Raw genomic sequence first — 23,280 nt, 5'->3', positions numbered from 1 at the left:
CGGGGCCAGGCCGGGTCGGGGCCAGGCCGGGTCGGGCGCAGCCAGCCCCGCCGGCCGACCTGCGCCCGGTTCCGGTCGGTCAGAGGCGGATGCCGAGGAGGGCGTCGACCGTGTCGGCGAACAGGGCGGGCGCCCCCGGGTCGTCCCCGCCGCCGGCGAGAGCCCGGTCGGCCCAGTCGTCGGCCAGGGCGAGGGCACCGGGGGTGTCGAGGTCGTCGCCGAGCCGGGCACGTACCCCGGCCAGGAAGTCGGCCCCGGACGGCCCGGCGGGCGCGGCGGCGGCCCGCCGCCAACGGCCGAGCTGCTCCTGCGCGGCGACCAGCAGTTCGTCGGTCCAGGCCCGGTCGGCGCGGTAGTGCCCGGCCAGCAGCCCGAGCCGCACGGCCATCGGGTCGACCTGGTCGGCGCGCAGCCGGGAGACGAAGACCAGGTTGCCCTTGGACTTCGACATCTTCTCGCCGTCCAGGCCGATCATGCCGGCGTGCACGTAGTGGGCGGCGAACGGGGCCGCGCCGGTGAGCCGCTCGGCGTGCGCGGCGGAACACTCGTGGTGCGGGAAGAGCAGGTCGTTGCCGCCGCCCTGCACGTCGACCCGGTCGCCGAGCAGGTTGAGCGCGATCACCGTGCACTCGATGTGCCAACCGGGACGACCCGCGCCCAGCTCCCCGCCCGGCCAGGACGGCTCGCCGGAACGGGCGCCGCGCCACAGCAGCGGGTCGAGCGGGTCGCGCTTGCCGGCCCGGTCCGGGTCGCCGCCGCGTTCCGGGAAGACCTCCAGCATCTGTTCCCGGGTCAGGTTGGACTCGTAGCCGAACGCCGGGACCGCGCTGATGTCGAAGTAGACGTCGCCGGTGCCGTCGTCGAGCTGGTACGCCGCGCCGTCCTTGAGCAGCACCTGCACCTTGTCGGCGATGTCCGGGATCGACTCCACCGCGCCGACGTAGTACGCCGGCGGGATGATCCGCAGCGCCTCCATGTCCTCCCGGAACAGCGCCGTCTCCCGCATCGCCAGGACCTTCCAGTCCTCGCCGTCACGCGCGGCGCGCTCCAGCAGCGGATCGTCGATGTCGGTGACGTTCTGCACGTACCGGACGGTCAGGCCGGCGTCGCGCCACATCCGCTGCACCAGATCGAAGGTGATCATAGTGGCGGCGTGGCCCAGGTGGGTGGCGTCGTACGGGGTGATGCCGCAGACGTACATGGTCGCCGGCCCGGCCGGCCGGCTCGGGTGGACACCGCGCCGCGCCGAGTCGTACAAGCTCAGTGGCCCGCCGTCACCCGGCAGCCGTGGCACCTCGTGTCCCGCCCAAGACTCCATGACCGTCAGCCTAACGAGCCGTCAGGCGACCGGGAGCCGCCGCCCGGGTGATCAACGCGACAACGGCTCACATGGGCGGCCACGGCATCGCCGGCCAGTCCTCCGGCGGCAACGGGAAGCGCCCGGTCGCGCGCAACCGCTGCACCCGGGCCGCCAGCTCGGCCACCTCGCCGAGGGTGAGGTGCTCGGCCAGCTCCTCACCCAGCTCACCGGCGACCTGCCCGGCGAGGGCGTCCAACGTCTGCACCGCGTCCGGCGGGAGCTGCCGGCCGGCCCAACCCCACAGGACGGTGCGCAGCTTGCCCTCGACGTGGAAGCAGAGCCCGTGGTCGACCCCGTAGATCCGGTCGTCCGGGCCGACCAGCACGTGACCGCCCTTGCGGTCGGCGTTGTTGAGCACCGCGTCCAGCACGGCCAGCCGGGCCAGCCGGGGATCGTCGGCGTGCGCCAGGGCGTACGCGGCCCCGTCGTCGTCGCGGGCCGCGGCGACCGGGAACCAGCGCGGCGGCACCGCCTCGGCGGGCACGAAACCGACCAGCGACTCGGCGTCGTCCGGCTCGTCGATCCAGAGCTGACAGGAGCCCGGCCCGAACGGCCCGTCGCGCAGCACCGTCGGCGGGACCAGGTCCCAGCCGGTGGCCCGGGACACCAGGTAGGCCGAGACCTCCCGGCCGGCCAGGGTGCCGTCGGGGAAGTCCCACAGCGGTCGCTCGCCCCGCACCGGCTTGTAGACGCAGCGGGCCGTCCGCCCGTCCAGGGTCAGGATCCCGCGCAGGGTGGTGTTGGAGGCGTCGACCAGCCGACCCTCCAGGTCGATCTCACCGTCGCGCAGCAGGCGGAGCGCGGCGCTGGCGTCCTGGCGCCGCAACTCCGACGAGGTCACCGGTGGTAGCCGTTGTGCCGGGGGCAGAGGTGACCGGCCGGGTCGAGCGGCTGGCCGCACAGCGGGCAGGGCGGCCGGCCGGCGTTGACCACCCGGCGGGCCCGCTCGATGAACTCGCGGGTCGCCTCGGGGGTCAGTCGCACCCGCAGCCGGTCGAGATCCTCGTCCGGCTCCTCGTCCTCGTCCTCGTCGGCCTCGTCGTCGTCGCCGCCCAGCTCGACCTCGACGTCCGCCTCACCGGCGGCGATCGCCTCGATCACCACGGTGGCGGTGTCCACGTCGAAGGCGAGCCCGAGGGTGCCGACCCGGAACTCCTCGTCGACCGGAGTGTCCAGCGGCTCGTTGTCGCCGACGGCCGGCGGCGCCTCCGGCAGCTCGACACCGAACCGCCGGCGCGCCTCGGAGAGCAACTCCTCCAGCTTCTCGGCGAGCAGGGACACCTGCACCTTCTCCAGCGCGACGCTGACCAGCCGGCCGCCGCCACGCGCCTGGAGGAAGAACGTACGCTCCCCGGGCGCCCCGACCGTCCCGGCGACGAACCGCTCCGGCGGCTCGAAGGCGTGCACCTGGTGGGTCATACCCACGACCCTATCCGGCCCGTGGAAGCGTCGCGCAACGCACCGACGCCGAATCAGCCGAGGGCGAAATGCCGGCGGCCACCCGGGGCGACGACGGGCGGGACGGCCCGGTTCACCCGGCCGCCCCGGCACCCCCGCCCACGGCGGCGTCCGAGTCGACGGCCCGGGACGACCGGCGTCGCCGCCTGCGGGGTGGCGGCACCAGGCCGGACAGGTCGCCGCCGGTGTCGTTGAGCCGGACCAGGAACGGCCGCAGCGGGGTGTAACGGATCGCGGTGACCGAGGCCGGGTCGGCGACGATGCGCTGGAAGAGGTCGAGGTGCACACCGAGCGCGTCGGCCACGATGGCCTTGATCACATCGCCGTGGCTGCACGCCAGCCAGACCGCCTCCGGCCCGTGCTCGGCGGTCACCCGGGCGTCCCAGGAGCGCACCGCGGCGACCGCCCGGGCCGCCATCTGCGCCATCGACTCGCCGCCGGGGAAGACGGCGGCGCTGGGGTGCTGCTGCACCACCGGCCAGAGCGGCTCCTTGGCCAGCTTCTTCAGCGGCTGCCCCTCCCAGGCGCCGTAGCCGCACTCGATCAGGCCCTCCTCGACGACCGGCTCGGCCTGCGGCAGTGCCAGCGCGAGGGTCTGCCGGCAACGGATCAGCGGGCTGGTCACCACCGCCGCCAGCGGCAGGCCCCGCAGCCGCCCGCCGACCGCGTCCGCCTGCGCCCGACCGGTGTCGTCCAGCTCGACCGGCTGACGGCCGGCCAGCCCCCCGTCGGCGTTCGCCGTCGTCCGGCCGTGTCGCAGAAGCAGAAGGGTCGCCACGACACCACCCTAGGCGCAGCCCGCCCGCGACGGCCCCCGACACCGCGGTGTCGGGGGCCGTCGGCAGGCCGGCCCGTCAGGTGGCGCTGATCCTGCCGGTGAGCAGCAGCGACAGCACCAGCGTGCCGAGCGCCACCCGGTAGAGGACGAAGACGTACAGGGTGTGGTGGGCCACGTAGCGCAGCAGCCAGGCGATGGCGGCGTAGCCGATGGCGAAGGCGATGACCGTGGCCACCACGATCTGCGCCACGGTGGGCACCGAGGTGCCCGGCGCGGCCGGTTCGAACACGTCCCCGACGCTGAACACCCCGGACATCACCACCGCCGGGATGGCCAGCAGGAACGAGTACCGGGCGGCGGCCTCCCGGGTGAGGTTCAGCAGCAGGCCGGCGGTGAGCGTGCCGCCGGAGCGGGACACCCCGGGAATCAGCGCCATCGCCTGGGCGAAGCCCATCACCACGCCGTCGCGCATCCGGAAGTTCTCCAGGGTGCGGGTCTGCCGTCCCCAGTACTCGGCGAAGGCCAGCACGAAGGCGAAGACGATCAAGGTGGTGGAGACCACCCACAGGTTGCGCCCGGCGGTACGGATCTGGTCCTTGAACAGGAAGCCGAACAGCCCGATCGGGATCGAGCCGACGATCACGTACCAGCCCATCCGGTAGTCGAGGCTGGAACGCACCGAACGGTCCCGGATGCCGACCAGCCAGACCCGGGTGATCCGCCAGATGTCCTTGGCGAAGTAGATGAGCACGGCCGCTTCGGTGCCGAGCTGGGTGACCGCGGTGAACGACGCACCCGCGTCGCGGCCGAAGAAGAGCGCCGAGGTGATCCGCAGATGCCCCGACGAACTCACCGGGAGGAACTCGGTGAGCCCCTGGACGATGCCCAGGACGATGGCCTCGACCCAGCTCACTCGCCGACTCCGGAAAGGTCGAGGGCCTCGGCGACGGTGCGCAGGGTCCGCACCCCACTGTCCCGGTCGGCGACGAAGAGGGTGACCGACAGGGTGCTGACGCCGGCCGCCGCGTACTCCCGCATCCGCTCGGCGATGCGCTCCTTCGGGCCGAGCAGCGAGGTCCGGTCGATGAACTCCGTCGGCACCGCCGCCGCCGCGTCGCGCTGCCGCTTCGCCAGGTAGAGGTCCTGCACCTCCCGGGCGGCGTCGCCGTAGCCCATCCGGGTGGCGAGCTGGTTGTAGAAGTTCTGCTGCCGGCTGCCCATGCCGCCGACGTAGAGCGCGGCGTACCAGCGGACCAGCTCGGCGCAGGAGGCCACGTCGTCGCCGACCACCACCGGCACCGAGGGGACCACGTCGAAGCCGGCCAGCTCCTTGCCGGCCTTCGCCCGGCCGGCCCGCACCGAGGCGAGCTGCTCGTCGGCGAACTCCGGGGCGTAGAAGACGGCCAGCCAGCCGTCGGCGATCTCGCCGGCCAGCTCCAGGTTCTTCGGGCCGACGGCGGCCAGGTAGATCGGGATGTGTTCGCGCGGCGGATGGAAGCCCAGCCGCAGGGCTTTGCCGGGACCGTCGGGCAGGGGCAGCGTGTAGTGCTCGCCGTCGTACGCGACCTCCTTGCGGGCCACCGCCAGCTTGACGATGTCGACGTACTCCCGGGTGCGGGCCAGGGGCTTGCCGAACCGGACGCCGTGCCAGCCCTCGGAGACCTGCGGGCCGGAGACGCCCAGGCCGAGCCGGAACCGGCCGCCGGAGAGCGCGTCGATGGTCGCCGCGGTCATCGCGGTCATCGCCGGGGTACGGGCGGGAATCTGCATCACCGCGCTGCCCACGTCGATCCGCTCGGTCTGGCCGGCCATCCAGGCCAGCATGCTCGGGGAGTCCGAGCCGTACGCCTCCGCCGCCCACACCACCGAGTAGCCGAGCCGGTCCGCTTCCTGGGCAAGCGCCAGGTGGTCTGCCGGCGTGCTCCACGCCGTCTGGTATCCGAGGCTGAGCCCGAGTCGCACTGATCCTCCCCATCCCGCACCACAGGTCGCACCAGGTTACGCAATGGCGTGGGCCGGTCCGCTCACCGGCTCGCCACCGGCCTCCGGGCGGACAACGAGTGGCCGGGCCGTCGGTCACGGTCGGATCGGCGACGCTACGGGCAGAGATGCCGGGAGCGAGGATATCGGTTGCGCCGGGTTCGAAATAAGGTTCACCCATGCAACAGCGACCGCTCGGCCGAAGCGGGCTGGCGGTTTCCCGGCTCGCGCTCGGCACCATGACCTGGGGTCGGGACACCGACGCCGACGACGCGGCCGCCCAGCTGAAGAGTTTCCTCGACGCGGGCGGCAACCTGGTCGACACCGCCGACGTGTACGCCGACGGGGACGCCGAGTCGGTGCTCGGGTCGCTGCTGGGCACCCTGGTCCCCCGCGACGACCTGCTGATCGCCACCAAGGCCGGCCTGCGGCCGGGCAGCGGCCGGCGGCGCGACGGTTCCCGCGGTCACCTGCTGCGCACCCTGGACGCCTCGCTGCGCCGGCTCGGCACCGACCACGTCGACCTGTGGCAGGTGCACGGCTACGACCCGGACACCCCGCTGGAGGAGACCCTCGCCGCGCTGGACCACGCGGTCGCCTCGGGCCGGGTCCGCTACGTCGGCGTGTCGAACTTCTCCGGCTGGCAGACCGCCCGCGCCGCCGCCTGGCAGGCCGCCTGGCCGGGGCGCGCCCCGGTGGTCGCCGCCCAGGTCGAGTACTCGCTGCTGGAGCGGGGGGTGGAGCGGGAGGTGCTGCCGGCCTGCGCGGCGCTGGGGCTGGGCGTGCTGCCCTGGTCGCCGCTCGGCCGGGGGGTGCTGACCGGCAAGTACCGCAACGGCCGGCCGGCGGACTCGCGGGCCGCCTCGCCGCACTTCGAACGGTTCGTCGCCACCTACCTGGAGCCGCGCTGCTCCAGCATCGTGGAGGCGGTGACCATCGCCGCCGGCGGGCTGGGCGTGTCACCGATGGAGGTGGCGCTGGCCTGGATCCGGGACCGGCCGGGGGTGACCGCGCCGATCCTCGGGGCCCGCACGGTCGGGCAGTTGCTGGGCGCGTTGCAGGTGGACCGGATGACCCTGCCGGAGGAGATCACCACGGCCCTGGACGACGTGTCCGCCGGGCCGGTCGGCTACCCGGAACGCGAGGGCTGACCCGCCGGCCTCCCGACCGGCTCCCGCGCGTGCCGCCGACGGCGTCCGACCGGACGGCCGCCGGGGTGGGCCGCCGGGGTGGGCCGCCGGGCGCGTCGACAAGGTGGCGGACCGCCCCAAAGGCCACCGGAGCGCGTCAATCCCACCGATCACCCTTTACCAACTGTCACCCGCTCATAATTCGATCCACCCGCTCTGGATGATGTGCCCGAATAGGCGGCTTCGGCGGCCCTGGCGCGCTTTGGACCGTCTTTCTCTGTCCGCTTTTCGGCGGCCCCGCCCGAAAAGGGATTCGACCCGCCGGCGGTAATCCGATCCGACGCCGACAAACATTGTGACGAACCAATGACGGTGCTCTAATTATGGCGGCGTGAGCGACCCCCCGCCGCGTCGTTTCTCCTATTCCGTTGGAGGACCCTGTGGACCGTAAGATCGACGTCAAGCGCAAGCCGGCCAAGGTCGTCGTGCGCAAGCTCGAAAGGCTCGAGACCACCGTCGCCATCATCACCGACCCGGGCTGCCGCAACGACCTCTGCGGCTGATCGACACCCTCCCGACCGGGGCGCGGCCAGCCGCGCCCCGGTCGACCACCGTCCAGGAGGTCATCCACATGCAGCGGCCCCGGATCAAGGGCATCCACAAGCCGGTACGACTGAGCCCGACCCTGATCAACATCGGTGGCCGCCAGGTGGGCATCGGCGCGGAGATCGACGACGAGGACGGCACCCTCTGGTCGCTGCTCGCCCTGATGGACGGCACCCGCACCCGGGACGGGATCGTCGCCGAGCTGCTCGCCGCCCGCCCGGAGCTGGACGCCGACGAGGCGACCGACGCGATGCGGACGATCATCGACGCCGGCTACGTGGAGGACGCCGCCGCGCCGCCCCCGCCCGAGCTGAGCCCCGCCGAGGTCGACCGGTACGACCGGGCGCTGACCTACCACGCCTGGGTGGACCTCACCCCGCGCGCCTCCCGGTACGACGTGCAGGCCCGGCTCAAGGCCAGCCGGGTGACGGTGCTGGGGCTGGGCGGCTCCGGCTCGGCGGTCGCCGCGTCCCTGGTCGCCGCCGGGGTCGGCGCGGTGCACTGCGTCGACTTCGACGTGGTCGAGCCCGGCAACCTGACCCGGCAACTGCTCTACACCGAGGACGACATCGGTGCCCCGAAGGTCGCCGCCGCGGTGGCCCGGCTCCGCCGGATGAACTCCCACGTCACGGTGACCGGCGAGGAGAACAAGGTCGACTCGACCGAGGCCGTGGCCACGCTGATGCGCGACCGGGACCTGCTCGTGCTCTGCGCCGACCAGCCCCTGCACACCATCCGGGAGTGGACCAACCGGGCGGCGCTGGCCACCGGCACACCCTGGATGATCGCCCAGTACGCCGGCCCGATGGCGGTGGTCGGCCTCTTCGTACCCGGCCGGACCTGCTGCCAGGCGTGCCTGCCGAGCGTCACCGACCGGCTCCGCGAGCAGCACGGCGCCGAACCGGAGGAACTCTTCCCGTTCACCGGGCACGCGGTGATCGCCCCCACCGCGAACCTCACCGGCCACCTGGCCGCCCTCGACGCGGTCTACCACCTCGCCGGCATCCCGACCAGCACCCGGGGCCGGATGTTCCACCTGAGCCTCACCGACCTGACCTACCACTACGTGGTCAACCCCCGGCCCGGCGCCCGGTGCGACACCTGCGGCTGGCTCCAGGAGGAACGGTGAACGCGCTCGGGCTGGACAGCCGGCCACCGGTGGCCAACCTGGTGGTCCGCCAGGAGGAGGAGGACGAGTACGTCGTCGGCGACCCGGGCAGCGGAAACTTCGTCGTGGTCCCCGAGGTCGGGGCGCGACTGGTCGCGCTGTTCGCCGCCGGGCACACCATCGCCGAGGCCGCCGACGAGGTGGAACGCGAGACCGGCGAGCCGGTCGACGCGCTGGACTTCGTCGAGGTGCTCGTCGACGCGGGCATCATCGACGCGCGGGCCGGCGACGCCCCGCCACCCGCCCCGGTGCGGCACTGGTCGGTGTCCCGGATCCCGGCCCGCCTCGTCCGGCCGCTGTTCGGCCGGGTGGCCTGGACGGTCTACGTCGGCGCCCTGCTGGCGACGCTGGCGATGTTCGCCGCCGAGCCGTCCCTGCTGCCCACCTACGAGGACACCTTCATCTTCCCGGACGTGGTGCTCAGCCTGCTGATCACCAACGTCACGGTGGCCCTGCTGACGGTGGTGCACGAGGTCTGGCACGCGTTCGCCGGCGCGGCCGTCGGGGTGCCGTCCCGGCTGCGGCTGGAACGCCGGGGCGTCTTCCCCGTCCTGGAGACCGACCTGACCGGGCTCTGGGCGCTGCCGCCGGAGCGGCGCTACGGCCCCTTCCTCGCCGGCATGGCCGTCGACGGGCTGCTGCTGTTCGCCGCGGTCGCACCCCGCTTCGCCTGGTCGCGGGGCTGGCTCGAACTGCCGCCGGGGATGGTCCGGTTCCTCGCCATGGTGGTGTTCAGCCAGGCCGTCAAGCTGGCCTTCCAGACCCTGGCCTACCTGCGCACCGACATGTACCTGGTAATGGCGACCGCGACCGGCTGCCGCAATCTGCACGAGGTGACCCGGCTCAGCCTCAAACGGTGGATCCGCCGGTTGACCCCGGCCGAGGCGACCGTCCTACGCGACGCGCACGCCCGGGACCTGCGGGTGTCCCGCTGGTACCGATTGCTGTACCTGGCCGGTGTCATCTGGATGGTCTGGTTCGTCATCCATTTTCTCGTGCCGAGCGCGAAAGTGACATTGGGTTGGGCCGGCGGAGTGCTGATCGGCGCCCCGTTCGGCAGCGCCTACTGGTGGGAGGGAATTGCGTTGGCCGCATTCGCGTCACTCAACGTACTGCTTCCCGTCGGGGTAATCGTGCGTAATCGTTACCGCGCCGGAAGGCTGGCCGCATGAACCGCAGATGGCTCGGTCCGGTGGTCAGCGTCGCGGTCACCGTGCTCAGCGTGGCGACCATGTCCGGCCTCGGCGTGGGGGTGCTGCTCGGCCTTTCCGGCGGCGACGCCGCGCTCCCCTGCGACCGGCTGCCCGGCACCGCACAACCGTTCGAGGGCGACCGGCACATCGCCTACGAGGGCGCACCGCACGACGCGTACCGGTCGATGCCCCCCACCTCCGGGCCGCACTCGCCCCGGGTGATCGTGCCGGGGATCTACCGGGACGCGGTCCCGGAGGAACTCCAGGTGCACGCCCTGGAGCACGGCCACGTGCTGGTGCAGTACGCCCCCGACGTCCCGGCGGCCGACGTCGAGACGCTCGAACGCATCGGCCGCCGCCACCCGCGCGACGTGGTGGTCGCGCCCTACCCGACGCTGGGCCACGGCATCGGGCTGACCGCGTGGCAGCGGCTGCAACGCCTGGACCGCCTCGACGAGCGGGCGGTGGAGCAGTTCGTCGACCGGCTCGCCGGCCGCTACAACCACTCCTGGCAGGACGGGGCGACCGACTGCGTGCCGGACTGAGCCGGAACCGGACGGCGCGCCCACCGGGGGCGACCGCACCCGGACGGCCGCCGGCGGCGGCGGCGCGGCTCACCCGTCAGGGGGTGGCGGAGGGCCGCCCGGCTGGGCAGCATAGGTCACATGGACTACGAATACGCGCCGCTACGGTTGCCGCCGAACGTCGACCGGTTGACCGCCGCGGTGCAGCTAGCGATCCAGGCGGAGTTCTCCGGATGGGAGTTGGCCCGGGTGCAGTTGTTCCGCGACGGCACCCGCAAGGTGATGCTGCGACGCCGCCGGGTGAACCAGCCGCAGCCCGGCCTGTCGTACTGACCCGCCGCCGGGCGAACCCCCGGCGGGCCCGACCCGACCGGGGCGGCGAGCACCCGGGCGGGGCGGGACGGCGGACCGTCCCGGGGCCGCGACCGCGCGGTCGAGCCCCGGGACGGTCCCGGCCTAGTGCTGGTGACCGGCGTGGTCGTGGTCGTCCTCGTCGAGGAACGGGTGCTCGTCGAGCCGCCCGACGAGGCGGTCGTCGGCGGCCGGGGTGAACGGGCCCACCGGGTCGTCGTCGTCGAAGGACTCCAGGTCGACCGGGGTGCCGACCTCGCTGACCATCACCACGCCGTCCAGCGGCTCCAGCTCCGGCACGTCCAGCGCGCTCAGCGAGCCGTCGCCGCTCTGGAGCAGCTCCAGCACCGCCTCGCCCACCCCCTCGACCGGGGCCGGCTCGTCCTCCTCGGGGGTGCTCTCCCGGCGGGCGACCTCGGCGACCCGGAGCAGCGCCGAGACGCTGGGCACCCGGTAGTCGCGGCGCTGCCGCACCGAGATGACCCTCGGGTGCGGGTCGGTGGCCTCGACGCCCTCGGCGCCGCCGCCGAACCGCTCGTCCGCCTCGTCCGGGTCGATCGACTCGACGTCCCACGGGGTGACCTCGCCGAACGCGTCGAGCAGCCGCTCGTCGTAGGCGAAGGAGGCGTTGTTCAACGTCACGTACGCCTGCCACACGTCGTCGTCGTCGATCCGCCCCTGGGCGGCGCGTACGGCCGTCAGGTGGGCGCGGGCCGCGTCGATCACGCGCTCCAGGGCGGCGTCCAGCTCACCGTGCTGGTCGGTCATGGGGCAGTCCCTTCGACAATGGGGGGAGGTGCGGCACCGGAGCTGGTCAGCAGTTGCGGAGGAACCGGTCGAGAACCCGCACGCCGAACTGTAGTCCGTCCACCGGAACCCGCTCGTCGATGCCGTGGAACAGCGCCGAGAAGTTGAGGTCGGCCGGCAGGCGCAGCGGGGCGAACCCGAAACAGCGGATGCCGAGCTGCGAGAACGCCTTGGCGTCGGTCCCGCCGGAGAGCATGTACGGCACCGGCCGGGCCCCCGGGTCCTCGGCGCGCAACGCCGCCGACATCGCCTCGACCAGGTCGCCGTCGAAGGTGGTCTCCAGGGCCGGCTGACGCTGGACGTACTCGATGTCGATGTCCGGGCCGACCAGCTCACGCAACTGCCGTTCCAGCAGCTCGGACTGCCCGGGCAGGCTGCGGCAGTCGATGGTGGCGGTGGCCCGGCCGGGGATGACGTTGTCCTTGTAGCCGGCGGCCAACCGGGTCGGGTTGGCGGTGCTGCGGATGGTGGCGCCGATGATGTTGGCGATCGGGCCGAGCTTGGCGATGGCGGTCTCCGGGTCGTCCGGGTCCAGCTCCACGCCGAGCACGTCGGAGACCTCCTCCAGGAAGGCCCGCACGGTCGGGGTGACGGTGACCGGGAACCGGTGCCGGCCGATCCGGGCGACCGCCTCGGCCAGCGCGGTGACCGCGTTGTCGTCGTGGATGAACGAGCCGTGCCCCGGCCGGCCCTTGGCGTGCAGCCGCAGCCAGTCCAGGCCCTTCTCGGCGGTCTCGATCAGGTAGAGCCGCTGGGCGTCGCTGATCGAGTACGAGAAGCCGCCCACCTCGCCGATCGCCTCGGTGCAGCCGTCGAAGAGGTCGCGGTGCCGCTGCACCAGGAAGTGCGCGCCGTAGTCGCTGCCCGCCTCCTCGTCGGCGGTGTAGGCCAGTACGATGTCGCGCGGCGGACGGACCCCGGTGCGCTGCCAGTGCCGCACCACGGCGAGCACCATCGCGTCGAAGTCCTTCATGTCGATCGCGCCCCGGCCCCACAGGTAGCCGTCGCGGACCTCGCCGGAGAACGGGTGCACCGACCACTCGTCGGCGTCGGCGGGCACCACGTCCAGGTGGCCGTGCACCAGCAGCGCCTCCCGGCCGGGGTCGGCGCCGGGGATGCGGGCGACCAGGTTGGCCCGGCCGGGCGCCGACTCGATCAGTTCGGCGTCGACGCCGACCTCGGCGAGCTTCTCCGCGACGTACTCGGCGGCCCGGCGCTCCCCGGCGCTGGTGGCGTTGTCACCGGTGTTGGTGGTGTCGATCCGCAGCAGGTCACGGCAGAGGTCGACGACCTCTACGGTGGGGTCGGGCGGGGCGGAGGCGGCGTCGCTCGTCATCGCCTCTTTCTACCAGTCGCCGGTCCCGCCGCGAACGGCCCGGCCCGCCCCGCGTTTGGCGGTCGTCCGGTACGGGTACCGGCGCTGGCGTCCCCGCACCGCCCGTCGCACCGGCCGTCGCACCGCTGCGGCCACCCCGTCGAGGAGGGCACCATGTCCGCCGTTCCCCTGCCCCCGCTGCCGCCCGCCGCGGACGACGCCTACCGCCCGGGTGGGCGGAGCATGGCCGACCTCGCCGACGCCGAGCACCGGCACCTGCTCAGCCTGGTCGACCAGGTCACCGACCCCGACCTGACGCCGCAGCGACGGCGGGAGGTGCTGGAGGTGCTCACCGCCACGGTGGCCCGGCACCTGTCGGCCGAGGAGCAGTACCTGCTGCCCACCGTCCGCGCCGCGCTGACCGACGTCGCCGACCGGGTGGACCGGGAGATCGAGGCGGACGGGGCGTTGCTCACCGCGCTCAAGGCCCTCGCCGGTCCGGACGACCCGGCGCTGACCGAGGTGGCCGCGCGGCTGCGCCGGCACGTCACGGCGATCGCCGACCTGATCACCCCACTGCGCGAGGTGGCCAGCGACGCCGAGCTGATCCGGCTGGGCAACCGGTGGGAGATCGCCGAGGAGGCGGCGCCGACGAGGCCGCACCCGGGCACCCCGGCGACCCCGCCGTGGAACCGGATCGTGGAACCGGCGGTGGGCGTGGTGGACAAGCTGCGCGACGCGGTGACCGGCCGCCGCACCCACCTCAGCGACCTCCCCCACCGGTCGGAACACTGATCTATCGGCACCGATCCGCTCAGGGCCTTCCGTCGGCCGGCGCGTGGCCATACCGTCACCGTATGAACCTGGAGCTACGTCACCTGCGGGTGGTCTGCGCGATCGCCGAGACGGGCAGCGTGACGAAGGCCGCGTCCACCCTCGGCCTGGCCCAGCCGGCCCTGACCGCCCAGCTTCAGCGCATCGAGCGGACGCTGGGCGGCCCGCTGTTCGAACGGGACCGGCGCGGCGCCCGGCCCACCGCCCTCGGTGAGCTGGTGCTGGCCCGGGCCCGGGTGCTGCTGCCGGCGATGAAGGGCCTACAGGACGAGGCGGCCCGGCTGGCCGGGGCCGACGACGCCCTCGGCCGGTACCGGTTCGGCGGGGTGAACAGCCCGATCCTCGGCCGGCTGGTGCACCGGCTCGCCGCCGAGCAGCCGCACGCGCAGATCACCACCTACGCCTCCTGGTCGGCCGACGAGCTGGGCGCGCTGGTCGCCGGCGGCCGGCTCGACTTCGCGTTGAGCGGGGTCTGCGGCGACGCCACCCCGCCGGCCGAGTTCGGCCTGACCTGGCAGGAGGTGGCGGTGGACCCGGTGCTGGTGCTGCTGCCGGCCGCCCACCCGCTGGCCGACCGGGACGAGGTCGGCCTAGCCGACCTGCGCCACGAGCAGTGGGTGGCCGCGCCCGGCGACGGCTGCTTCGGGGACTGCTTCGCCGCCGCCTGCGCCCGCGCCGGCTTCACCCCCCGCAAGGTGTACGAGACCGACGTGCGCGGCTGCATGGACCTGGTCGACGCCGGCGAGGCGGTGGCGCTGTGCCAGGCCACCTTCCGCCCGGTCGCCGGACTGGTGACCCGCCGGCTGGCCGGCACCCCGCTGCGCTGGCGGCTGCTGCTCGGCTGGCACCCCGAGTCCCCGGCGGCCCGGGTCGCCGAGGCGGTGCTGGACGACGCCGTGGCCGCGTACACCGACTCGCTGGCCGCGCACCCCGACTACCTGGCCTGGCTGCTGCGGCACCCCGAGTTCGGCGCGCGGAACGCGGTGGCCCGACCGGCCGGTCGGGTGCGAACGGCCTGACGACGGGTATCAGCCCTGCATGACCGATCTCTATCCGGCCGCCGACCAGCGGGAACTGCTCCGTCGGGCGGCCGCCGCGCACACCGCCGCCGCCGGGGACGTCGAGACGTTCCTGCGCCGCCTGCCCGAGGTGCCCGATCCGGCCGACATCACCGAGTACGCCACCCTGCTCAGCCGGGAGGAGCAGACCCGCGTCGACCGGCAGGACGCCGCCGACGCCGCCGGCCTGCAACTGCCCAGCCTGGGCACCGAGTAACCCGACCGACCAGGGGCACCCGGGACGCCGTCCCGGGTGCCCCACGGATCGGTCAGCGTTCGACGAGCACGTCGTGGCCCAGGTCGAGCAGGGAGTGGCGCCACTCGTCGTCGGAGTTGCCCGCCCGGGGCTTCTCCTCGACCAGGGACCGGATCCGGTCGATCGCCGCCCGCATCACCTCCACGTCGGTGGGGGTGAGGTCGACCTTGCGCTTGCGCAGCACGGCCAGGATCTGCCGGCCCGGCTCGGGCAGGTCGAGATCCGGGGCCGGGCCGAACGACTCCTCCCCCGACCCGCGGGTCAGCAACCACTGCCGTAGCTGCTCGGAGGGGACGTTCACCTCGGCGTGGAAGTCCTCCCAGATCACCTCGACCTCGGGGTCGAGTCGCTGCTCGCGTGCCATCACGCCTCCTCTTCCGGTGGGGAGGACGGGGTCCGGTCCCCGTCCTCGGTGCGCTGCTTCAGGCCCTCCGGCGGCACCTTGACCCGGGTCGGGTTCGCCGTCGGGGGCGCGACGATCGGCGCGGTCCGTTCGGCGTTCTCCTCGGACTCCTCGGGTTCGGTCATCTCCGACCTCCGGGTCATCGGGGATGCGAGGTGGTGGCGGCGGTGTAGCCCCGGTCACCGGCGGACACCTCGATGACGAGTTGTCCGTCCCGGGCGTCGACGGTGACCTTCTGGCCCGGTGAGACCTCGTTCTCCAGCAGCATCCGGGAGAGCCGGTTGTCGACCTCCCGCTGGATCACCCGGCGCAGCGGGCGGGCCCCGAACTCCGGCTGGTAGCCGTGCTCGGCGAGCCAGTCGGTGCCGGCCGTGGTGAAGTCGACCTGGATGTCCTGGGCGTGCAGCCGGCGGCGGGTCTCCTCCAGCAGCAGCTCGGTGATCTGCCGTAGCTGCTCGGCCTCCAACCGCTGGAAGATGATCGTCTCGTCGATCCGGTTGAGGAACTCCGGACGGAAGCTCTCCTGGAGCCGGCGCATCAGCCGCTCCCGCAGCTCGTCGGCCTCCTGCTGGCCGCCGGGGGCGCCGACTCCGAAGCCGACCGTGCGCTGGCTGCCGGTGATCAGCTCCGAACCCAGGTTGCTCGTCATGATCAGGACGGTGTTCTTGAAGTTGACCGTGCGGCCCTGGCTGTCGGTGAGCCGCCCGTCGTCGAGCACCTGGAGCAGGATGTTGAACACGTCCGGGTGGGCCTTCTCGATCTCGTCGAGCAGCACCACCGCGTACGGGCGGCGGCGGACCGCCTCGGTGAGCTGGCCGGCCTCCTCGTACCCGACGTAGCCGGGGGGCGCGCCGACCAGGCGGGCCACGGTGTGCCGTTCCTGGAACTCGCTCATGTCGACCCGGACCATCCGGTCCGCCTCGCCGAACAGCGCCTCGGCGAGGGCGCGGGCCAGCTCGGTCTTGCCGACGCCGGTCGGGCCGAGGAAGAGGAAACTGCCCATCGGCCGGTTCGGGTCGGCCAGCCCGGTACGGGACCGCCGCACCGCCTCGGCCACCGCGCTGACCGCGTCGTCCTGGCCGACCACCTTCTGGTGCAGGTGTCCCTCCAGGCGCAGCAGCCGGTCCCGTTCCTCCTCGGTGAGCTGGCTGACCGGGATCCCGGTGGCCCGGGAGACCACCTCGGCGATCTCCTGCGGGCCGACCGAGGGGACCTGGCTGTCGCCCCCGTCGCCCTGGGCCCGACGGATCTGCTTCTCGACCTCGGCGAGCCGGTCGCGCAGCGTGGACGCCTTCTCGTACTGCTCGTCGGCGACGGCCTGCTCCTTGTCCCGCCGCACCTCGTCGAGCTGCTGCTCCAGCTCGCGGACGTCGGCGGCGGGAGTGCGGGTGCGCAGCCGGACCCGGGCGCCGGCCTGGTCGATCAGGTCGATCGCCTTGTCCGGCAGGAAACGGTCGGTGACGTACCGGTCGGACAGTTCGGCGGCGGCGACCAGCGCCTCGTCGGCGAAGCGGACCTGGTGGTGCGCCTCGTACCGGTCCCGCAGGCCGCGCAGGATGGCCACGGTGTCCTCGACGCCGGGCTCGGGCACCAGCACCGGCTGGAACCGGCGGGCCAGCGCGGCGTCCTTCTCGATGCTGCGCCGGTACTCGTCCAGCGTGGTCGCCCCGATCACCCGCAGCTCACCCCGGGCGAGGGCCGGCTTGAGCATGTTGGACGCGTCCATGCCGCCCTCGCTGCCGGCGCCGCCCGCGCCGACCAGGGTGTGGATCTCGTCCAGGAAGATGATCAGCTCGTCCCGGTGCGCCCGGATCTCGTCGATCACCTTCTTGAGCCGTTCCTCGAAGTCACCCCGGTAGCGGGTGCCGGCGACCAGGCCGGCCAGGTCGAGCTGGACGACCCGCTTGCCGATCAGGGTCTGCGGCACGTCGCCGTCGCAGATCCGCTCGGCCAGGCCCTCCACGATGGCGGTCTTGCCGACGCCGGCCTCGCCGATGAGCACCGGATTGTTCTTGGTCCGCCGGGACAGGATCTCCACCGCCTGCTCGATCTCGTCGGCGCGGCCGATCACCGGGTCGATCTGGTCGTTGCGGGCCAGGTCGGTGAGGTCCTGGCCGTACTGGTCGAGGGTGGGGGTGCCCCGGTCGGGCTTCGGGCCGGTCATCGGGCCGCGTTCGGCGCTGGCCGCCTGCAACGACTCGGGCTGGATCCGGCCGGCGGCGAGCATCCGCCCGGCCGGTGACTCCGGGTTGAGCGGCAGCGCCATCAGGATGTGCTCGGGACCGATGTAGTTGGCGCCCATCGCCCGGGAGAGCTGGTGGGCGTCGAGCAGCGCCCGCTTGGCCGCCGGGGTGAGCGAGAGGTTGGGCGGCACCTCCCCGCGTGGCGCCCCGTCGCCGCGCCCGCCGAGGGCGTTGACCAGGGCGTCCGGGTCGGCGCCGGCCCGGCGTACCAGGTCGCGCAGCGGCTCGCGCTGCAACGCCGCCCAGAGCAGGTGGTCGGTGTCCAGGTCGTTGCTGTGCTTCTGGGCGGCCCGCCGGGCGGCGTCGGCCAGCATCTCCCTGGCGTCGGCGGTCATCAGCCGGGTGATGTCGACCCGGTGGGCCGGTCGGCGTCCGCCCTCACCCCGGCCGAAGTACCGGGCCAGGAACTCGTCCCACGGGTCGGAGCCGAAGTCACCGGGTCCCATCATGTCTGTTCTCCGCTCCTCGGGCGCGGCAGGGTCGCCGGGGGCGACACCGCAGGCGCGGCACGGTCGCCGGTGGCTACCCGGCGGTCGCCGCGACAAACGCCGCGAGATGGCAGGCTGGGGGCATGGACTCTGCACCGCTGCTGATCGTCGACGGCGCCAACGTGGTCGGCTCCCGCCCGGACGGCTGGTGGCACGACCGCGCCGCCGCGGCGGCCCGCCTGCGGGACCGGCTGATCCCGCTCGCCGACCATGGACTGCCACCCGAGCTGCCACCCCCGGTCGAGGTGGTGCTGGTGGTGGAGGGCGCGGCACGGGACGTGCCGGGGGTGGCGGGGGTGCGCACGGTGAGCGCCCCCGGGTCGGGCGACGACACCATCGTCGACCTGGTCCGGGACACGCCGGACCGGCGGCTGCTGGTGGTGACGGCCGACCGGGAGCTGCGCGAGCGGGTGGGCGTCCTCGGTGCCGAGGTGCGCGGCCCGCGCTGGCTGCCCACCTGACCCGGGCCCACCGTGCACGAGCCGGGACCCGGCGCGACCGGGGCACCCCGTCGGGTCGTCGTGGGGCCGTCCCGCCTGGTCGACCCGAGGGGCCGGGAGCCGGTGGCGACAGTCCCGTCAACGGGACCGCCAGTACCTTCGGCGGGACTGGGCAACCAGCTTCGCGCACGTCAGGGCGGTAACCGGACACCCGGGCCGCAACACCGACAGGGCGGATGTTCTCTCCCCGCCAGGGATACGTTGTAATGGAGATCTCCCCGCCCCCAGGAGGTCACCGTGGCGAGCGTCGCCGAGCTGAAGGCCGCGATCGATATCGCCCTCCAACAGATCGGTGACGGGCAGACAGCCGTGCAGGCGGCCGGGGAGAAACTCTCCGAGGCGCAGCAGACCCTCGCCGGGGCACTGGAGGGCAGCGGGCACGAGACCGTCGAGGCGGCCCAGGCCTCGCTCACCCAGGCCGGCCAGGAGCTGGAGGAATGTCTCGCCGCAACCCTCGTCGCGGTGGAGCAGGCACAGCTCTACGTCGCGTCGCTGTAGCGGGCCGGCGTGTCCATCATCGAGGACGTCGGGGCGCAGGTACGCGCCGCCGCCGAGGAACTTCCGCTCGCCCCGCTCGCCCTGGCGCTGGAGAAGTTCGGCCAGGCCACCGAACGGCTGCGCTGGGTACGCCAGGAGTCGGCCAACCCGATGGGCGTACCGGAACTCGCCGCCGCCACCGAGCACGCCGAGTCCGCCGGGCACGCGCTGCGGGTGGCCCAGGAACAGCTCTCCGGCTACCTGGCCGCCATCGGGCTGGCCCCCGACGGTGCCCCACCGCCCCGGGCGACCGGGCCCGCGCCGAAGCACGACGGCCCGCCCGGCGACGCCGTCCCGCCACCGACCGCCGCGCCGCCGCCCACCGACGACGACCCGACCGTCAAGCGCTGGTGGGCGGTCCGGGTGGCCGAGCTGACCGGCGGCCGGGAGGGCCCACCGGACGAGCCGGACGAACGGGTCGCCGACTCCCGGGAACTGCTGCGCCGGGTGGTCACCGGCATCCGCTCCGGCGACCGGGACCGGCTGCACCGGGAGCTGCGCGCCGCGCACGCCGACGTGGGTCTCGGCATGGCCGCGCTCGCCCCACCGCTGCTGCGCGACCTCGCCGGGGAACTGCTCGGGCACCCGCCGCGCGCCGACGACCTGGGCCGGCTGCGCCGCGAACTGGACGGCCGGGTCCGCGACCTGCTGCCCGGCCTGCCCCCGCCAGTGCTGGACACCCTGCTCACCCGGGTCTGCCGGATGCCCCCGCCGCGCCGGGGCGAGGGGGAGCAACCGCACGCCGCCGACCCCGCCGTCACCGCCGGCGTGCTGACCGGCGTCCTGCTGGCCCGACTCGGCCGGGATCTGCCCGACGAGGAGCGCGACCCGGCGCAGCAACCGGAACCCCCGGCGGCGAGACGGACGCCGGAACCCGGCCGGGCCGAGCCCCGCCCAGCACCCGCGCGACACCCGGGTCCGGGCCGCCGGACAGACGGCGGGCACCATGGCTGACCTGCGTGCCCAGTTGGCGTCGCGGGTGCGGGGGATGCTCTCCGAGGCGCTCGGCGCCACCCGTACCCGGGTCTCCGCCGCCGAGTCGGAGCTGACCGCCGCCCGGGAACGGCTGACCCGGGTCCGGCGGGCCGCCGACGCCGTACCGCACCGGGTCGGCGCCGAACGTGACCGGCGGCTGGCCGAGATCGACCAGCGACACGCCGCGCGGATCGCCGAGCTGGCCCACCGGGCCACCGACGCCGCGCAGCGGGAGGCCCCCGGCGCGGCCGGCGCGCCGTGGGACCGGTGGCGGGCCACGCCGGCCGGTCGCGGCGAGAGCCCCGGGCCACTGCGGGTCGGTACGCTGCGCGTCCCCGGCGCGGAGCCGGTACCGGCCCTGGTCCCGTTGCTGGACGCCGGGCACGTGCACCTGCGTGGCGCGGACCGCGAGGGCGCCGACGCGGTGGTGTCGGCGCTGCTGCTGCGCGGGGTGGGCCGGGCCGACCCCGGCGGCATCCGGTTGTACGGCTACGACCCGGAGCACCTCGGCGGCGGGCTGGCCGGCTTCGCCCCGCTCGGCACCGCCGGCCTGCTCACCTTCGTCGGGCCGGGCGGGCTGGCCCGACTCCTGGACGACCTGGTGGAGCAGATCCGCCGGATCAACGAGACGGTGCTGGCCGGCGAGTACGGCTCGCTGCGCGAGCTGGCCGTGGCCACCGGCCGGCGGCCCGAGCCGTGGCGGGTGGCGGTGCTGCTCGGCGGGGACGAGCTGTCCCGGCACGAACGCGGCCAACTGGACCGGGTGGTCCGCACCGGGGCGGCCTGCGGGGTGCACCTGGTGGTACGCGACATCGACCTGCCGGACGACCCCACGGTCACCCGGGTCGTCGCCGCGCCGGACGAGGCCCGCATCGGCACGCCCCCCGGCCCACCGGTACGCCTCGACCCGCCGCCACCGGCCACCCTGGTCACCGAGACCTGCCGGGAGATCGCCTCCCGGGTCAACGCCGGTCCCCCGCCGACGCCCTTCACCGACCTGCTCCCCCCACCCGAGCAGATGTGGACCGAGGACTCGGCGCACGGGCTGACCGCGCCGATCGGCGAGGGCCCGCACGGCCGGCCGGTCCTGCTCACCCTGGGCGACTACCCGCCGCACGCGCTGATCGGTGGCCCGTCCGGCACCGGCAAGACCAACCTCATCTTCGCCTGGATCGGCGCGCTGGCCGCCCGCTACTCCCCCGCCGAGCTGGAGTTCTACCTGCTCGACTTCAAGGAGGGGGTGTCCTTCGCCCGGTTCGCGCAGGGCCGGCGCGACCCGAGCTGGCTGCCGCACATGCGACTGGTCGGGATCAACGTCAACACCGACCGGGAGTTCGGGCTGGCCCTGCTGCGCTTCCTCGCCGAGGAGCTGCGTCGCCGGGCGGACGCGGCGAAGAAGCACGAGGTCACCAAGCTGGCCGAACTGCGGGCGGTGGACCCGACCGGGCACTGGCCCCGGATCGTCGCCGTGGTCGACGAGTTCCAGGCCCTGCTCGCCGGCCGCGACGTGGTGGCCCGGGAGGCCGCCGACCTGCTGGAGGACCTGGCCCGCCGGGGCCGCTCGCAGGGCATCCACCTGGTCCTCGCCTCCCAGGACGTACGGGGCATCGAGGCGCTGTGGGGACGACCCGCCCTGGTCGCCCAGTTCACCCTGCGCATCGCGCTGCCGAAGGCGCTGCGCATCCTCGCCGAACGCAACGACGCCGCGCAGGCGCTGCCCCGGCACCACGCGGTGGTCAACGCCGAGTCCGGGATGACCGAGGGCAACCAGGTGGCCCGGATCCCGTCGGCCAGCGACTGGGAGACCTGGAGCGAGCTGCAACACCGGCTGTGGCGGATGCGCCCGGCCGACGCCGCCCCGGCCCGGCTCTTCGACGGCGACGCCGTCCCCCGGCTCACCGACGCCCCGGACTTCCGGGCCCTCGCCCCGCCGCCCGGCGACACCCCGCCACGCGGCCCGGTCGCGCTGCTCGGGGAGATCATCGACGTGCAGTCCCGGTCGGCGGCGCTGCGGCTGCCCCGCGCCCCCGGCCGCAACCTCGCGGTGCTGGGCACCCGGATCGACGAGGCGTGTGCGGTGCTCGACGCCGCCGCCCGCTCGCTGGCCCGGCAGCACCACCCCGGCACCGCCCGGTTCTCCATCGCCTGCCTCGACCCGGACGCCGACCCGGCGGCCCGCGCCCTCTACGAGGACCTGGCCGACGACGCCGCCTGGTACGACGAGGAGACCGTCGGGGAGCTGATGGCCGAGACGGCCACCGCGCTGACCCGGCCGGGCACCCCGACGACCCCGCACTACCTGCTGCTGTTCGCCGTCGACGCGGCAGCCGGGGCGCTGGCCACCGGCCCGGCCGGGCGGACCGGGCTGGACCGGCTGCGGCGGATCCTGCACGACGGGCCGGAGCGGCGCACCCACGTGCTGGCCTGGTGGCGCGGGGTGGCCCGGATGCGGGCCGACCTGGGCGGCCCGGCCGCCCGGACCGACCAGATCGGGGCCTGGGTGGCCCTGGACGTGCAGGGCGGGGAGCTGGGCTCGTCGCTCTACCCGGGCAGCGGCGGGCCGGACTGGTATCCCCGCCCGTGGCGGGGCCTCTTCTTCGACCGGGCGGTGCACCGCACCGGACAGGTGATCATCCCTTATGGTCCGTCCCGATGAACGAACCGGTCGCCAGTGACACCTACGCCGCCCACGTCCGCCGGCTCGCCGAGCTGACCGGCCGGGTCGCCGCCCAGCGCGCCGAGGCGCAGGCCTGGCACGACCAGCAGTGCGCCGCCGCCGAGCGGGCCGTGGACCAGGCGGCCGACCAGCTACGCGACGCCGAGCAGGAGGTGACCGCCGCCCGGTCGCTGCTGGACCGGGTCGACGCCGAGGTCGGTCACCTCTGGGCCGAACTGCGGTCCCGGCTCGGTGCCCGCCGGCTCGGCGACCCGCCGGGACCGGCCCGGGACGCCACCGGCGACCCGGTGCCCCTGCTGCGCGGGGTACGCGAGCTGCTGGACCGGACCGGCCAGCGCGGTGAGCTGCCGGGGGCGGTGAACCCGCTGCTGGCGCTCTGCGGGGTGGCCGGCGCGGTCGCCGCGTACGCGGTCGGGGCCGCCGCCCGCGCCCTCGGCCACCGCTACGGCGGTGACCTGGCGGTGGGGATGCCGGTGCTGGCCCTGGTGGTGACGCTGCTCGGCCCGGTGGCCGGGCTGGCCCCGGCGAAGCGGCTGGCGGACCGCCGGCACGCGCTGCTCGGCCCCCGCCCGCTGGCGATCGTGCTGATCGCCGGGCTGGTGACCACGGTGCTGCTGCTGGTGACCAGCCGCTGAGGCC

Annotated in this window: 25 protein-coding genes; 14 read left to right on the top strand and 11 right to left on the bottom strand. The window is 74.3% G+C overall.

Going from position 1 to position 23,280, the window contains the following annotated elements:
* Window positions 1–79: 79 nt before the first annotated feature.
* The 6 genes from mshC to ACIQG9_RS23385 all read right to left on the bottom strand — a co-directional run bounded on the left by mshC (window position 80) and on the right by ACIQG9_RS23385 (window position 5,558).
* Window positions 80–1,318 (bottom strand): cysteine--1-D-myo-inosityl 2-amino-2-deoxy-alpha-D-glucopyranoside ligase, encoded by a 1,239-nt coding sequence (gene mshC, locus ACIQG9_RS23410; RefSeq protein WP_400406017.1) that lies wholly within the window; start codon window positions 1,316–1,318, stop codon window positions 80–82.
* Window positions 1,319–1,385: 67 nt separating this feature from the next.
* Complete coding sequence (locus ACIQG9_RS23405) at window positions 1,386–2,201, bottom strand: SCO1664 family protein (RefSeq protein ID WP_400406015.1); 816 nt, start codon at window positions 2,199–2,201, stop codon at window positions 1,386–1,388.
* Entirely contained in the window at window positions 2,198–2,779 is a 582-nt protein-coding gene (locus ACIQG9_RS23400) for a DUF3090 domain-containing protein (RefSeq protein ID WP_400406013.1), read from the bottom strand. Before ACIQG9_RS23400 ends, ACIQG9_RS23405 begins: the two co-directional genes overlap by 4 nt.
* A gap of 112 nt (window positions 2,780–2,891) precedes the next feature.
* The gene (locus ACIQG9_RS23395) at window positions 2,892–3,596 is read right to left on the bottom strand and encodes a histidine phosphatase family protein (protein WP_400406011.1); all 705 of its coding nucleotides are present in this window, start codon (window positions 3,594–3,596) and stop codon (window positions 2,892–2,894) included.
* A gap of 76 nt (window positions 3,597–3,672) precedes the next feature.
* Complete coding sequence (locus tag ACIQG9_RS23390) at window positions 3,673–4,509, bottom strand: undecaprenyl-diphosphate phosphatase (RefSeq protein ID WP_400406009.1); 837 nt, start codon at window positions 4,507–4,509, stop codon at window positions 3,673–3,675.
* Entirely contained in the window at window positions 4,506–5,558 is a 1,053-nt protein-coding gene (locus ACIQG9_RS23385; RefSeq protein ID WP_400406007.1) for an LLM class F420-dependent oxidoreductase, read from the bottom strand. Before ACIQG9_RS23385 ends, ACIQG9_RS23390 begins: the two co-directional genes overlap by 4 nt.
* A 197-nt stretch (window positions 5,559–5,755) precedes the next feature.
* On the opposite strand from ACIQG9_RS23385, the gene ACIQG9_RS23380 reads away from it, so the two are divergent.
* From ACIQG9_RS23380 to ACIQG9_RS23355, 6 genes are all read left to right on the top strand, one after another.
* Window positions 5,756–6,727 (top strand): aldo/keto reductase, encoded by a 972-nt coding sequence (locus ACIQG9_RS23380; protein ID WP_400406005.1) that lies wholly within the window; start codon window positions 5,756–5,758, stop codon window positions 6,725–6,727.
* 419 nt (window positions 6,728–7,146) lie between these two features.
* A complete protein-coding gene (locus tag ACIQG9_RS23375; protein WP_400406003.1) occupies window positions 7,147–7,269 on the top strand; it encodes a hypothetical protein in 123 nt (40 codons plus the stop codon).
* A gap of 68 nt (window positions 7,270–7,337) precedes the next feature.
* Window positions 7,338–8,441 carry a HesA/MoeB/ThiF family protein gene (locus tag ACIQG9_RS23370; protein WP_400406001.1) on the top strand — a complete coding sequence of 368 codons (1,104 nt, stop codon included), beginning with the start codon at window positions 7,338–7,340 and terminating at the stop codon, window positions 8,439–8,441.
* Window positions 8,438–9,652 (top strand): PqqD family protein, encoded by a 1,215-nt coding sequence (locus ACIQG9_RS23365; protein ID WP_400405999.1) that lies wholly within the window; start codon window positions 8,438–8,440, stop codon window positions 9,650–9,652. The genes ACIQG9_RS23370 and ACIQG9_RS23365 overlap by 4 nt, the downstream gene beginning before the upstream one ends.
* Window positions 9,649–10,218: a DUF3105 domain-containing protein gene (locus ACIQG9_RS23360; RefSeq protein WP_400405997.1), complete on the top strand. Its 570-nt coding sequence runs from the start codon at window positions 9,649–9,651 to the stop codon at window positions 10,216–10,218. The genes ACIQG9_RS23365 and ACIQG9_RS23360 overlap by 4 nt, the downstream gene beginning before the upstream one ends.
* A 120-nt stretch (window positions 10,219–10,338) precedes the next feature.
* Entirely contained in the window at window positions 10,339–10,530 is a 192-nt protein-coding gene (locus ACIQG9_RS23355) for a DUF5703 family protein (RefSeq protein ID WP_400405995.1), read from the top strand.
* Between the two features lie 123 nt (window positions 10,531–10,653).
* On the opposite strand, the gene ACIQG9_RS23350 is transcribed toward ACIQG9_RS23355, so the two are convergent.
* Together ACIQG9_RS23350 and ACIQG9_RS23345 are read right to left on the bottom strand one after the other, a co-directional pair.
* Entirely contained in the window at window positions 10,654–11,316 is a 663-nt protein-coding gene (locus tag ACIQG9_RS23350; protein ID WP_400405993.1) for a hypothetical protein, read from the bottom strand.
* A gap of 46 nt (window positions 11,317–11,362) precedes the next feature.
* Window positions 11,363–12,691 (bottom strand): M20/M25/M40 family metallo-hydrolase, encoded by a 1,329-nt coding sequence (locus ACIQG9_RS23345; RefSeq protein WP_400405991.1) that lies wholly within the window; start codon window positions 12,689–12,691, stop codon window positions 11,363–11,365.
* Window positions 12,692–12,844: 153 nt separating this feature from the next.
* Here ACIQG9_RS23345 and ACIQG9_RS23340 point away from each other — a divergent pair, with 153 nt between their 5' ends.
* From ACIQG9_RS23340 to ACIQG9_RS23330, 3 genes are all read left to right on the top strand, one after another.
* Window positions 12,845–13,465, top strand: coding sequence for a hemerythrin domain-containing protein (locus ACIQG9_RS23340; protein WP_400405989.1), 621 nt, complete (start codon window positions 12,845–12,847; stop codon window positions 13,463–13,465).
* 62 nt (window positions 13,466–13,527) lie between these two features.
* The gene (locus ACIQG9_RS23335) at window positions 13,528–14,523 is read left to right on the top strand and encodes a LysR family transcriptional regulator (RefSeq protein WP_400405987.1); all 996 of its coding nucleotides are present in this window, start codon (window positions 13,528–13,530) and stop codon (window positions 14,521–14,523) included.
* 19 nt (window positions 14,524–14,542) lie between these two features.
* Window positions 14,543–14,779, top strand: coding sequence for a hypothetical protein (locus tag ACIQG9_RS23330; RefSeq protein WP_400405985.1), 237 nt, complete (start codon window positions 14,543–14,545; stop codon window positions 14,777–14,779).
* A 52-nt stretch (window positions 14,780–14,831) separates the two neighbouring features.
* Here the strand turns inward: ACIQG9_RS23330 and ACIQG9_RS23325 are convergent, their stop codons facing one another.
* The 3 genes from ACIQG9_RS23325 to ACIQG9_RS23315 are packed head-to-tail and all read right to left on the bottom strand — an operon-like array spanning window position 14,832 to window position 17,913.
* On the bottom strand, window positions 14,832–15,182 hold the full coding sequence (locus ACIQG9_RS23325; protein WP_400405983.1) for a DUF3140 domain-containing protein: 351 nt from the start codon (window positions 15,180–15,182) through the stop codon (window positions 14,832–14,834).
* The gene (locus tag ACIQG9_RS23320; protein ID WP_400405981.1) at window positions 15,182–15,346 is read right to left on the bottom strand and encodes a hypothetical protein; all 165 of its coding nucleotides are present in this window, start codon (window positions 15,344–15,346) and stop codon (window positions 15,182–15,184) included. Before ACIQG9_RS23320 ends, ACIQG9_RS23325 begins: the two co-directional genes overlap by 1 nt.
* A 14-nt stretch (window positions 15,347–15,360) precedes the next feature.
* Entirely contained in the window at window positions 15,361–17,913 is a 2,553-nt protein-coding gene (locus tag ACIQG9_RS23315; RefSeq protein WP_400405979.1) for an ATP-dependent Clp protease ATP-binding subunit, read from the bottom strand.
* A 122-nt stretch (window positions 17,914–18,035) separates the two neighbouring features.
* On the opposite strand from ACIQG9_RS23315, the gene ACIQG9_RS23310 reads away from it, so the two are divergent.
* From ACIQG9_RS23310 to ACIQG9_RS23290, 5 genes are all read left to right on the top strand, one after another.
* Window positions 18,036–18,413, top strand: a complete 378-nt coding sequence (locus ACIQG9_RS23310) for a hypothetical protein (protein ID WP_400405977.1) — start codon at window positions 18,036–18,038, stop codon at window positions 18,411–18,413.
* A 276-nt stretch (window positions 18,414–18,689) separates the two neighbouring features.
* A complete protein-coding gene (locus ACIQG9_RS23305) occupies window positions 18,690–18,950 on the top strand; it encodes a hypothetical protein (protein WP_400405975.1) in 261 nt (86 codons plus the stop codon).
* 9 nt (window positions 18,951–18,959) lie between these two features.
* Window positions 18,960–19,943: a hypothetical protein gene (locus tag ACIQG9_RS23300; protein ID WP_400405973.1), complete on the top strand. Its 984-nt coding sequence runs from the start codon at window positions 18,960–18,962 to the stop codon at window positions 19,941–19,943.
* Window positions 19,936–22,620, top strand: a complete 2,685-nt coding sequence (locus ACIQG9_RS23295) for an FtsK/SpoIIIE domain-containing protein (RefSeq protein WP_400405971.1) — start codon at window positions 19,936–19,938, stop codon at window positions 22,618–22,620. The genes ACIQG9_RS23300 and ACIQG9_RS23295 overlap by 8 nt, the downstream gene beginning before the upstream one ends.
* Window positions 22,617–23,276, top strand: coding sequence for a hypothetical protein (locus ACIQG9_RS23290; protein WP_400405969.1), 660 nt, complete (start codon window positions 22,617–22,619; stop codon window positions 23,274–23,276). Before ACIQG9_RS23295 ends, ACIQG9_RS23290 begins: the two co-directional genes overlap by 4 nt.
* Window positions 23,277–23,280 lie beyond the last annotated feature (4 nt).

It is taken from the genome of Micromonospora sp. NPDC092111, from assembly GCF_044755745.1.
Taxonomy (GTDB): Bacteria; Actinomycetota; Actinomycetes; order Mycobacteriales; family Micromonosporaceae; genus Micromonospora.
Note: the sequence above shows the minus strand (reverse complement) of the source record. Positions and strands in the feature narration are given on the sequence as shown.